This is a genomic window from Micromonospora sp. NPDC049139, assembly GCF_055586845.1.
The window spans coordinates 382027-394183 of the sequence record NZ_JBVJHK010000002.1 but is presented as its reverse complement, the minus strand read 5'-3'; the positions used below and the strand labels follow the sequence as shown (position 1 = coordinate 394183).

Below are 12157 nucleotides of genomic sequence, written 5' to 3'. Positions count from 1 at the left end.
ACCACCCACAGTGCCGTGGACGGGTTGTCCGCGCCAGTCGCGGATGGACGTTTGTGCAGGTGGTGGGCTTGATCGGGGGTCAGTCGAGCTGGCGTACGACGCGAGCCGGATTACCCAACGCGACGACGTTGGCCGGCAGGTCCTTCGTCACGACGGCACCCGCGCCGACGACGGTGTTCTCCCCGACGGTGACACCGGCGAGCACGATCGCGCCGCCGCCGAGCCAGACGTTGTCGCCGATGGTGATCGGCTTGGCCGCCTCCCACTTGTCGCGGCGCGGCCCGGGCTCGACGGGGTGGGTGGGGGTGAGCAGTTGCACGTTCGGTCCGATCTGGACGTCGGCGCCGATGGTGATCGGGGCGACGTCGAGGAAGACCGCGTTGAAGTTGACGAAGCTGCGCGGCCCGATCCGGATCTGCCAGCCGTAGTCGCAGTGGAAGGGTGGCCGCACCCAGGCCTCCTCGCCCACCTCGCCGAGCAGGTCGCGCAGGGCCGCGAGCCGGCCCTCGGGGTCGGCTGCGGGACTGGTGTTGAAGCGTTCCATCAGCCGCGCGGCGCGGTCCAGGTCGGCGACGATCTCCGGCTCGTTGGCGATGTACGGCTCGCCGGCCAGCATGCGTTCCTTCATGGAGGTCACCGGTCGATCTTCCCGGAGGGCGGGCACGTCCGTTGGTTGGTTCGTCATCTTCGCGTCTTCATTTTGCATACCCGGTATGTAAATATGATGACCGTCAATGCGCGTCTCTCCACAGGTAGTAACGCCCGACGAGGAGGATCCGTTGCAGCGAACAAGAAAACTGGCCGGTCTCGGTCTCGTGCTCGGCCTGGTGCTCGGCACTCCGGGAATGGCCGTGGCCCAGGCGCCCGTCGGCCCCGCCGCCCGTCCTGACCCGACCGCCGGCCCCGGTGCCGCAGCCCCGGCGCCGCAGCCGGGCAGCCGTCCCACCACCGTCACCCTGATCACCGGGGACCGGGTCACCGTGACCGGCGCCGGGGCGAGCGTGCGTCCCGGGCCGGGGCGCGAGAGGATCCGCTTCCTGACCCGCCGCGAGCAGGGCCGGCTCAGCGTCGTGCCGCAGGACGCGGTGGCGCCGATCCAGGCGGGGCGGGTCGACCGGCGGCTGTTCGACGTCACCGGGCTGATCGAGGCCGGCTACGACGACGCCCGCCGCGACGACCTGCCGGTGCTGATCACCGGCGGGTCGGGCGCCGCCCGGCGTGTGGCGGCGCCGGCCGGGGTGACCGTCACCCGCGAGTTGCCCGCCGTCCGCGGGGTCGCCGCGACGGCGGCCAAGGACCGGGCCGGCCAGGTGTGGGCGGCGGTCACCGCCGCCGGGGCTCGGGTCGGCGCGGCGGGGGGTGTCGACCGGATCTGGCTCGACGGCCGGCGGCGGATCACCCTCGACCGCAGCGTGCCGCAGATCGGCGCGCCGGCCGCCCACCAGGCCGGTCTCACCGGCCGGGGCGTGCGGGTGGCGGTGCTGGACACCGGGCTGGACGCCACCCACCCGGACCTGGCCGGCCGGGTGGCGCAGGCGCACAACTTCACCGAGGAGGCCGCGTCCGGCGACGTGGTCGGGCACGGCACCCACGTCGCCTCGATCATCGCCGGCAGCGGCGCCGCCTCCGGTGGCCGGCACCGGGGCGTGGCCCCCGACGCGACGCTGCTCGACGGCAAGGTCTGCGAGACGTACGGCTGCCCCGAGTCGGCGATCCTCGCCGGCATGCAGTGGGCCACGGTCGAGCAGCGGGCCGACGTGGTCAACCTGAGTCTCGGTGGCTTCGACACCCCGGAGATCGACCCGCTGGAGGAGGCCGTCAACGCGCTCACCGCGCAGACCGGCGCCCTCTTCGTGATCAGCGCCGGCAACGACGGCACCTTCGCCCCGGTCAGTTCCCCCAGCACCGCCGACGCCGCCCTCTCGGTGGGTGCCGTCGAACGGGACGACAGCCTCGCCAACTTCTCCAGCCGTGGCCCCCGGGTCGGCGACGACGGGCTCAAGCCGGACCTCACCGCCCCCGGCGTGGGGATCGTCGCGGCGCGCAGCCGGGACGGGGTGATCGGCGAGCCGGCCGGGGACGGGTACGTCGCCCTGTCCGGCACGTCGATGGCCGCCCCGCACGTCACCGGCGCGGTGGCGCTGCTGGCCCAGCAGCACACCGACTGGACCGCCGGCCGGCTCAAGGCCACCCTGATGGCCTCGGCGAAACCCCGCCCGGAGCTGACCGCGTACCAGCAGGGGGCCGGGCGGGTCGACGTGGCCCGCGCGATCGGCCAGACGGTGACCAGCGACCCGCCGAGCGTCTCCTTCGGCCGGGCGCTCTGGCCCCACCACGACGACACCCCGATCACCCGCACGGTGACCTGGCGCAACGACGGCCCGGCCGCGGTCACCCTGGACCTGGCCGTCGAGGTGAGCCGCCCGGACGGCGAGCCGGCCCCGGCCGGCATGTTCGCGCTCGACGCCGAGCGGGTCAGCGTGCCGGCCGGCGGCACGGCGAGCGCCACCGTCACCGCCGACACCCGGGTCGACGGGCCGGACGGCCACTACACCGGCCGGGTCGTCGCCCGCTCCGGCGACACGGTGGCGGTCACCCCGCTGGCCGTGCACCGGGAGGTGGAGAGCTACAACGTGACGGTCCGCCACCTGGGCCGGGACGGCGCGGCCGTCGGCGAGCACGGCACCACGCTGGTCTCGCTGGACGGATTCGCCACGTACGACGTGTACGACCCGGACGGCACCGCCGAGCTGCGGCTGCCGAAGGGCCGGTACGGCCTGAACAGCCTCGTGTTCGAGCTGGACGGCGAGCAGTTCGCCGGGGTCACGCAGATCGTCCAGCCGGAGCTGGTGGTCGCCGGGGACACCCGGGTCACCGTGGACGCCCGGCAGGGCAGGCCGGTCCGGATGAGCGTCCCGCAGGGCGCGGCCACCCCGGTGCTGGTCGACACCGGCGCGAACTTCCTCCTCGACGAGGGCAGCTACGGCTTCGGCCTGCTGGCCTCCGACTTCGACGGTCTCTTCAGCGCCGGTCTCGGCCGGTCGGTGTCCGGGGAGCGCTTCGTCGCCACGATCAGCAGCCAGTGGGCCGACCGGGAGGCCGCCAGCAGCCCCTACCTCTACGCCCTCAGCGAGGCGACGCCCGGCCGGATGCCGACCGGCTTCGTCCGGGACTATCGGGCGAAGGACCTGGCGACCGTCACCCACCGGTTCCGGGCCGCACCGTCCGGGCTGGTGACCGAGCGGATGGTCTTCCCGCACCTGGAGCCCGACGTCGGCGGCTGGGCGGTCGTCCTGCCCACCGCGACGCCGGGGCAGCGGGTCGAGCACTACAACACGCGGGGCGTGCGCTGGTCCTCCGAGCTGAACTTCGGGGTGCCGACCGAGGACGGCTGGACCGACGTCAAGGCCGTGCTCGTCTCCGAGGAGCGGAGCCTGCGGGCCGGCCGGCACTACCGGGAGAGCTGGAACGGCGCGCCGTACGGGCCGTCCCTCCCGGGGGCCGCGATCACCCGCCAGGGCGACCACATCGAGGTCGGCGTACCGTTGCACGGTGACGCCGAGGGGCACCCCGGCGGCTCCGTCGCCGACACCGCCCGCACCGCCCTCTACCGCGACGGCGAGCTGGTCGGGGAGACCCCGGAACCGGCGTACGGCCGGTTCGAGGTGCCGCCCGGCGCGGCGGACTACCGGCTGGAGGTGCTGTCGAAGCGGAGCTTCACCGACCTCGCCACCGAGGTCGCGGCGACGTGGACGTTCCGGTCCCGGCACGTCGCCGGGGACGACCCGGCCGCACTGCCGGTGTCGGCGATCCGCTTCGCGCCCCGGCTCGACCAGGACCACGCGGCCCCGGCCGGGCGCACCTTCGCCATCCCGGTGCTTGTGCAGCGGCAGCCGGGCGCACCGTCGGCCCGGGTGGCCGCGTTGACCGTCGACGTCTCCTACGACGGCGGGAAGACCTGGCAGCCGGCCCGGGTCCGGCCCGGCGGGGACGGCTGGACGGCCATCGTCGAGCACCCGGTCGGCGCCGGACACGTCTCGCTGCGGGCCACCGCCCGGGACACCGCCGGCAACACGGTCACCCAGCGCGTCATCCAGGCGTACCGCCTGCGGTGAGGCGTACCCCCTCCGGGTCCGCGGCCGGCCGCGGACCCGGAGGGGCGGCCGTCAGTCGTTGGCGTGCAGGGCGGCGTTCAGCTCGATGCCCCGGCCGGTGCGCTGCTTCGCCTCCAGCGCCCCGGTGACCGAGTTGCGCCAGAACAGCAGCCCGTCCACGCCGGAGAGCTCAAGGGCCTTGACCACCCGGCCGTCCGGCAGCGTGATCTTCGACGCGGCGGTGATGTAGCACCCGGCCTCGACCACGCAGTCGTCGCCGAGGGAGATCCCGACGCCGGCGTTCGCGCCGATCAGGCTCCGCTCGCCGATGCGCACCTTCTCGGTGCCGCCGCCCGAGAGGGTGCCCATGATGGAGGCACCCCCGCCGATGTCGGAGCCGTCGCCGACCAGCACGCCCTGCACGATCCGCCCCTCCACCATCGAGGTGCCGAGCGTGCCGGCGTTGAAGTTCACGAATCCCTCGTGCATGACGGTGGTGCCGGCGGCCAGGTGCGCGCCGAGCCGCACCCGGTCGGCGTCGGCGATCCGGACCCCGGAGGGCACCACGTAGTCGGTCATCCGGGGGAACTTGTCCACCCCGTAGACGGCCAGGTGGCGGCCCGCCGCCCGCTCGACGACCCGCAGCTCGTCCACCCGCTCCGGCGGGCACGGCCCGGCGGAGGTCCACGCGACGTTCGCCAGCTTGCCGAAGATGCCGTCGAGGTTCAGCTCGTTGGGACGCACCAGGCGGTGCGAGAGCAGGTGCAGCCGCAGGTACGCGTCGGCGGCGTCCTTGATCGGGTCGTCCAGCGAGCCGATCACGGTGACCACCTGGACGGTACGCAGCCCGGGCAGCGCCCGGTCGCCGACCGCCCCCGGCGGCAGGTCCAGCACGTCCGCCTCGTCCTCGCCGGCGACCAGCGGCAGCTCGCCGAGCCCCAGCTTGCCGGTCGGGTACCAGGTGTCGAGCACCTGGTCGTCAGCGGTCACGGTGGCCAGGCCGATGCCCCAGGCGGATTCGGACGTCACTGATTCACCTCTCGTTCGTGACTGCGGGTCGCGGGTTCCCCTCGCCCCCGCGCGGCCGTGTCCCACGCCGGCCGCCCGGGGAGCGCTCGCTCCTCGCGCTCACCCGACCTGACGGTACCGTGCGAACCATGGAGAACCCGCTGACCCCCGAGGTCCTGGCCGATCCGGTGGCCCTGACCCGTGCGTTGGTCGACATAGAGTCCGTGTCCCTCGACGAGAAGGCCATCGCCGACTGCGTGGAGGAGGTGCTGCGGGGCGTGCCGCACCTGACCACCTACCGGCACGGCAACACGGTGATGGCGCGGACCGACCTGGGCCGGGACCAGCGGATCGTGCTCGCCGGCCACCTGGACACGGTGCCGCTGAACAACAACTTCCCGTCGAGCATGCGCGGCGACCTGATGTACGGCTGCGGCACCTCCGACATGAAGTCCGGGGTGGCGTACGCGCTGCACCTGGCGGTGACGCTGCCGGACCCGCGCTACGACGTGACGTACTTCTTCTACGAGGCCGAGGAGATCGAGTCGAAGTACAACGGCCTCTTCCTCGTCGCCGAGGCGCACCCGGAGTGGCTGGAGGCGGACTTCGCGGTGCTGCTGGAGCCGACGTACGGGATCGTCGAGGCCGGCTGCCAGGGCACCATGCGGTGCGTGGTCACCACCACCGGCGTACGCGCCCACTCGGCCCGCTCGTGGCACGGGGTGAATGCGATCCACGCGGCGGGCGAGGTGCTCGACCGGCTGACCCGGTACGAGGCGCGGCGCGTCACCATCGACGGCTGTGACTACCGGGAGGGGATGAACGCGGTCCGCATCAACGGCGGCGTGGCCGGCAACGTGGTGCCGGACCGGTGCGAGGTCGAGGTCAACTACCGGTTCGCGCCGGACCGTACGCCGGCCGAGGCCGAGGCGCACCTGCGGGAAGTCTTCGCCGGCTTCGACGTGCGGGTCACCGACTCGGCCGCCGGCGCCCCGCCCGGGCTGGAGGCGGCCCCGGCCCGGGAGTTCCTCGCGGCGGTCGGCGCCGCGCCGATCGGCAAGCTGGGCTGGACGGACGTGGCCCGGTTCGCGGCGATGGGCATCCCGGCCCTGAACTTCGGCCCCGGCGACCCGAACCTGGCCCACCACCCGGACGAGCACGTCGAGATCAGCAAGATCCGGGACGGCGCTGCCACGTTGCACCGCTGGCTCGCCCCCGCCTGACGGACTCCTGGGCGGTCGTCCTGGCGTCTGCCGGCCGCCCGCCCCGGTGGTCGCCCCGTGCGCGACCGGGAGGCCCGCGTCACTGGGCGGTGCCCGGTGACGCGAACCTCCCGGTCGTGTGTCGTCGGTGCGGTCGGACGGCGGCGGTGCGGTCAGACGGCGGCGGTGCGGTCGGACGGCGGTGTGGTCAGACGGCGGCGGACGCGTCGGCGGTGGGCCGGGCGTCGGCCGGGCCGCCCTGGTCGGCGGCGGACGGCTCCATCAGGCGGGCGCGGCGGCGCTCGGCCACCACGTCGCGGATCCGGCGCTGCATCTGTCGCCGGATCCGGATCATCTCGCTGTTGCTGATCACGCTGGCTCCTCCCCCGAAGGCGCGCGCCGGGGCATACCCGGTATGTGAATAGTAAGACGTGCGGGCGACCGAATTAGTTGCCCATGATCCGGAACTAATTTCCGGGCTCGTCGCCCCGCGCACCCGACGGGTGTCGCTCCACTACGGTTGCTCCCATGGGTCAGAGCAACGGGCGGGAGGCCGGCCGCGAGCCGGGACGGGAACGGCACCGGGGCGCCGTGACGCTGCGTCGGCAGGCGATCACGAACAGCACCGCAGACCAGCGCCTGCTCGACTCGCGGGGGCGCGGCGACTGGAAGACCAAGGACGCCTGGCGGGCCCTGCGCATCCTCTCCGAGTTCGTGGAGGGCTTCGACACCCTCGCCGACCTGCCCCCGGCGGTGAGCGTCTTCGGCTCCGCCCGCAGCCGGCCCGAGAGTCCGGAGTGCCGGCTGGCCGAGGCGCTGGGCGGGGCCCTGGCCCGGGCCGGCTACGCGGTGATCACCGGCGGCGGGCCGGGCGTGATGGAGGCGGCCAACCGGGGTGCCAGCGAGGCGGGCGGGCTCTCCGTCGGGCTCGGCATCGAGCTTCCCTTCGAGCAGGGCCTCAACGACTGGGTCGACCTGGCCATCGACTTCCGCTACTTCTTCGCCCGCAAGACGATGTTCGTCAAGTACGCGCAGGCGTTCGTCGTGCTGCCCGGCGGGTTCGGCACCATGGACGAGCTCTTCGAGGCGCTCACCCTGGTGCAGACGGGCAAGGTCACCCGGTTCCCCGTGGTATTGATGGGCGCCGACTACTGGCGTGGCCTGCTCGACTGGCTGCGCGACACCATGGCCGCCGACGGCAAGATCGGGTCGATCGACCTGGAACTGATCTGCGTGACCGACGACGTCGACGCGGCGGTCCGGCACATCGTGGAGGCCGAGGCCGCCCTCTCCGTCGAGCAGGACGCGGTCCGCGATGAGGCCGTCGCCGTCGCCGCCGCCGAACAGCAGGCTGCCGCCGCGGCCGGGGCGGCGAACGGCGCCGGGTCGACCGGCGGCGCCGACGTGCCCGGCGACGCCCCGTCGCGCGGCGCTGCTTCGGGTGGCGCTGCTTCGGGTGGCGGTGCGTCGGCCGGGGCCGCGTCGGCCGGGCCGCGCCGGGCGGGCGACGCGAGCGGGGAGCGCTGAGGCGTGGCGGCGATCTGCGTGTTCTGCGCCTCCTCCCGTACGCTCGACCGCCGCTGGCTGGACCTCGCGGCCGAGACGGGCGCGGAGATCGCCCGGCGCGGGCACACGCTGGTCAGCGGGGGCGGGTGCGTCGGCATGATGGGCGCGTTGGCGGACGGCGCGCGGGCCGCCGGCGGGCGGACGATCGGGGTGATCCCGCAGTCGCTGGTCGACCTGGAGGTCGCCGACCTGGCGTCGGACGAGCTGCTCGTGACCGACTCGATGGCCAGTCGCAAGACTTTGATGATCGACAAGTCGGACGCGTTCCTCACGCTGCCCGGCGGCCTCGGCACCCTCGACGAGCTGTTCGAGGTCTGGACGACGGCGACGCTCGCCCTGCACGCCAAGCCGATGGTGCTGGTCGACACCGACGGCTTCTACCGCCCGATGCTCGACTGGCTGCGCGCCCTGGCCGACCAGACCTTCCTCAAGCCCGCCGGCCTGGACCTGCTCACCCTGACCGACACGGTCCCCGCCGCCCTGGACACCCTCGAACTCCGCCTAACCTGACACACCCCACCCTCCCCTGTCCCGCCGCGATCTTGCACTTGTGGCCCCTGTTGTGCCCCTTTCGTATGCGTTCGTCGGGGCCGAAAGTGCAAGATCGCGGAAGGAAAGGAGGCGGGGCGGGGTGGCGGGGCGGGGCGGGGGTGTCGTACCGGCGTGGTGGGATGGGGGGATGCAGGCGTACCGGCTGGTGCGCCGGCCCGCCGAGGCGGCCCCGGGGGGCCACCGGTCCGGTGGGCCGGCCCGGGGGGACGGGCGGCCAGGTGGGCCGGCCGGCGGTGACGCGCACCGGGGGACGGCGCGGCTGACCGACCCGCGCCAGGCCGAGATCGTCGCGCACACCGACGGGCCGATGCTGGTGCTCGGCGGCCCCGGCACGGGCAAGACCAGCACCCTGGTCGAGGCGGTCGCCGCGCGGGTGGCCGAGGGCGTCGACCCGGAGCGGATCCTGGTGCTCACCTTCGGCCGCCGGGGCGCCACCGCGCTGCGCCAGCGGATCGAGGCCCGGGCCGCCCGGGGCGGGCACCGCGTGCTGCGCGAGCCGCTGGTGCGCACCTTCCCGGCGTACGCCTTCGGGCTGCTGCGCCGGGCCGCGGCCGAGCGGGGAGAGCCGTCCCCCCGGCTGCTCACCGGCCCCGAGCAGGATCTGATCATCCGCGAGCTGCTCGACGTGGTCGGCGAGGAACCGGGCGACGACCCGGTCGGCTGGCCGGAGGACCTGCGCCCCGCGCTGCGCACCCGGGCCTTCGCGGCACAGCTACGCGACCTGCTGATGCGCGCCGCCGAGCGCGGGGTCGGCCCCGTCGAGCTGGCGCGGCTGGGCGAGAAGCTCGGCCGCGCCGACTGGCCCGCCGCCGCACGCTTCCTCCGGGAGTACGTGGCCGTGCTCGCCCTGCGCGACGTCAGCAACCGCGGCTCCGTCGCGTACGACCCGGCCGAGCTGGTCCGGGCCGCCACCGGGATGCTGCTCGACGACCCCGAGCTGCTCGCGGCCGAGCGACGCCGGCTGGCGTACGTCTACGTCGACGAGCTGGCCGACACCGATCCCGCCCAGCAGGAACTGCTCGCGACGGTGGCCGGCGGCGGCAAGTCCCTCGTCGCGTTCGCCGACCCTGATTCGTCCACGTACGCCTTCCGCGGCGCGGACCCCGCCGTGGTGACCACGTTCCCGCACCGCTTCCGCACCGCCTCCGGTGCGCCCGCGGCGCAGGTGGTGCTGACCACCTCCTACCGGGCCGGCCCCCGGCTGCTCGCCGCGTCCGGTCGGCTGGCGCGGCGGCTGCGCGGCCCGGCGGCGCACCGCAGGCCGCACCCGCTGCCCGACGCGCCGCCCGGCTCGGTGGAGGTGCGCACCTTCCGCTCGGCCACCAGCGAGGCGGCCTGGCTGGCCCATGCCCTGCGCGAGGCGCACCTGCTCGGCGGCGTGCCGTGGTCGGAGATGGCCGTGCTGGTGCGCTCCACCGGGCGGCAGCTGCCCTCGCTGCAACGCGCGCTGCACGCCGCCGGGGTGCCCACCGTGGTGCACGGCGAGGACCTGCCACTGCACCTGCAACCGGCGGTCGCGCCGCTGCTGCTCCTGTTGCGCTGCGCGCTGGAGCCCGAGCGGCTCGACGAGGAGGCCGCGGTCGCCCTGCTGCACTCGCCGCTCGGCGGCGCCGACCCGCTGGCCGAGCGGCGGCTGCGGCAGGGGCTGCGGGCCCTGGCGCTGGCCGCCGGCGACCGCCGGCCCTCGGGCGAGCTGATCGTCGAGGCGCTGCGCGACCCGGCCGAGCTGGCCGGGATCGAGCGGCGCTGGGCCGAGCCGGCGCAGACGGTGGCCGGCCTGCTGGCCGTCGCCCGGGAGACCGCCGCCCGGCCCGGCGCCACCGCGGAGGACGTGCTGTGGGCGGTCTGGCGGGCCAGCGGGCTGGCCGAGCTGTGGTCCGCCGCGATCGGCCGGGGCCAGACGGTGGCCGGCGAGGGGGACGTGGCCCGGCGCCGGCGCGCCGAGGCTGCCGACCGGGACCTCGACGCCGTGATGGTGCTCTTCGACGCGGCGGCCCGGTTCACGGACCGGCTGCCCGGCGCGCGCACCGAGGTCTTTCTCGACCACGTCCTCGGCCAGGACCTGCCGGCCGACACGATCGCCCCCACCGCCGACCGGGGTGAGGCGGTCCGGCTGCTCACCGCGCACGCCGCGAAGGGGCTGGAGTGGGACCTGGTGGCGGTCGCCGGGGTGCAGGAGGGCGTCTGGCCCGACCTGCGGCTGCGCGGCAGCCTGCTCGGCTCCGAGCGGCTGGTCGACGTGCTCGCCGGCCGGGCGGCCGGCGCCGGCACGGTGGCCACCCTGGTCGGGCAGACCTCGGCGCTGCTGGACGAGGAGCGGCGGCTGTTCCACGTGGCGGTCACCCGGGCCCGGCGCCGGCTGCTGGTCAGCGCGGTCGCCTCCGCCGCCGTCGGCGGCGACGACCACGAGGAACAGCCGAGCCGCTTCCTCTACGAGCTGGGCCCGACCGACCCGCCCGCGCCGGACGACGGCCCCCCGCCCGGCCGGCCGGACCCGGCGGGGCCGACGCAGGCCGGGCCGACGCAGGCCGGGTCGACGCAGGCCGGGCCGGGCGCCGCGGGGCCGGTCCCGCCGGGGGCGGGCGACGGCCCAGTGGTGACGGGCGAGGAGGAACCGGACCGGCCGAGGACGCTGCCGGTGAGCCGGCCGCCCCGCGCGCTCACCCTGCCGGCGCTGGTGGCGGAGCTGCGTACGGCGGTCAGCGACCCGGACGCGCCCTACGCCCGGCGGCAGGCGGCGGCGGCCGAGCTGGCCCGCCTCGCGGCCGCCGGGGTCGCCGGTGCGCACCCGGACGACTGGTGGGGGCTGCGGCAGCTCTCCGACGACCGCCCGCTCGTCGACGAGGGGGAGCCGGTCCGGGTCACCCCGTCGGGCATGGAGAGCGCGCTGCGGTGCAGCCTGCGCTGGCTGCTGGAGCGGCACGGCGGCAGCGCTCCGGCCAGCGCCGCCCAGGGGGTCGGCAACCTGGTGCACGCCGCCGCGATGCTCGCCGAGGACGCGAGCGTCGACCGGGGCGCCCTGCTGGACTACGTCGCCGCCCGGTTCGACGCGATCGAGCTGGCCGCCCGCTGGATGGTCGGGCCCGAGCGGGCCCGCGCCGAGGGGATGGTCGACAAGCTGCTGCGCTGGCTGGCGGCCAACCCTCGCCGGCTGCTCGCGATCGAGCACGAGTTCGCGGTGCGCCTCGACGACCCGCACCGGCCCGTCGAGCTGGTCGGCCGGGTGGACCGGCTGGAGGTCGACGCCGACGGCCGGCTGGTCGTGATCGACCTGAAGACCGGGAAGTCCACCGCGGTCACCGCGCACGACCTGGCCGAGCACCCGCAGCTCGGCGCGTACCAGGCGGCGGTCGAGGCGGGAGCGTTCGTCGAGTTCGGCGAGGAGTCCGGCGGGGCGGCGCTGGTGCAGCTCGGCACCGGGGCGAAGGACGCGAAGGAGCAGAGCCAGCCGCCGGCCGGGGAGGGCCCGGAGGCCGGCTGGGCGACCGCGCTGGTGCGGCGCACCGCCGATACGATGGCCGCCGCCACGTTCGCCGCCGTCGCCAACTCGAAGTGCCGGGTCTGCCCGGTGCGGTCGAGCTGCCCGGTGTCCGGGCAGGGCCGCCAGGTGGTCGAGCCCCCGACCGACCGCCGCCCCGACCAACCGTGAGCCTGAGTATGCGGTTGCGAGCCCCGCAGTCGCGAACCAGGACGGCACCGTGAGTGTGAGGAGTGAGCTTGCGAGCCCCGCAGTCG

The 12157-nt window shown here is 75.2% G+C and carries 7 protein-coding genes and 1 pseudogene; 5 read left to right on the top strand and 3 right to left on the bottom strand.

Going from position 1 to position 12157, the window contains the following annotated elements:
• Positions 1-79: 79 nt before the first annotated feature.
• Entirely contained in the window at positions 80-637 is a 558-nt protein-coding gene (locus tag ACZ6Q9_RS05365) for a sugar O-acetyltransferase (protein ID WP_393261339.1), read from the bottom strand.
• Between the two features lie 97 nt (positions 638-734).
• On the opposite strand from ACZ6Q9_RS05365, the gene ACZ6Q9_RS05360 reads away from it, so the two are divergent.
• Positions 735-4115: a S8 family serine peptidase gene (locus ACZ6Q9_RS05360; RefSeq protein WP_393450760.1), complete on the top strand. Its 3381-nt coding sequence runs from the start codon at positions 735-737 to the stop codon at positions 4113-4115.
• Positions 4116-4166: 51 nt separating this feature from the next.
• On the opposite strand, the gene dapD is transcribed toward ACZ6Q9_RS05360, so the two are convergent.
• The gene (dapD, locus tag ACZ6Q9_RS05355) at positions 4167-5123 is read right to left on the bottom strand and encodes a 2,3,4,5-tetrahydropyridine-2,6-dicarboxylate N-succinyltransferase (RefSeq protein ID WP_393450763.1); all 957 of its coding nucleotides are present in this window, start codon (positions 5121-5123) and stop codon (positions 4167-4169) included.
• A gap of 128 nt (positions 5124-5251) precedes the next feature.
• On the opposite strand from dapD, the gene dapE reads away from it, so the two are divergent.
• Entirely contained in the window at positions 5252-6325 is a 1074-nt protein-coding gene (gene dapE / locus ACZ6Q9_RS05350; protein ID WP_393261331.1) for a succinyl-diaminopimelate desuccinylase, read from the top strand.
• Between the two features lie 187 nt (positions 6326-6512).
• On the opposite strand, the gene ACZ6Q9_RS05345 is transcribed toward dapE, so the two are convergent.
• Positions 6513-6677, bottom strand: coding sequence for a hypothetical protein (locus ACZ6Q9_RS05345; RefSeq protein WP_357455643.1), 165 nt, complete (start codon positions 6675-6677; stop codon positions 6513-6515).
• A gap of 155 nt (positions 6678-6832) precedes the next feature.
• Here ACZ6Q9_RS05345 and ACZ6Q9_RS05340 point away from each other — a divergent pair.
• The 3 genes and pseudogenes from ACZ6Q9_RS05340 to ACZ6Q9_RS05330 all read left to right on the top strand — a co-directional run.
• Positions 6833-7672 (top strand): annotated as a pseudogene (locus tag ACZ6Q9_RS05340) (LOG family protein); the annotation flags it as partial.
• A 162-nt stretch (positions 7673-7834) separates the two neighbouring features.
• Complete coding sequence (locus ACZ6Q9_RS05335; protein ID WP_393261329.1) at positions 7835-8380, top strand: LOG family protein; 546 nt, start codon at positions 7835-7837, stop codon at positions 8378-8380.
• 169 nt (positions 8381-8549) lie between these two features.
• On the top strand, positions 8550-12071 hold the full coding sequence (locus ACZ6Q9_RS05330; protein ID WP_396827887.1) for an ATP-dependent helicase: 3522 nt from the start codon (positions 8550-8552) through the stop codon (positions 12069-12071).
• Positions 12072-12157 lie beyond the last annotated feature (86 nt).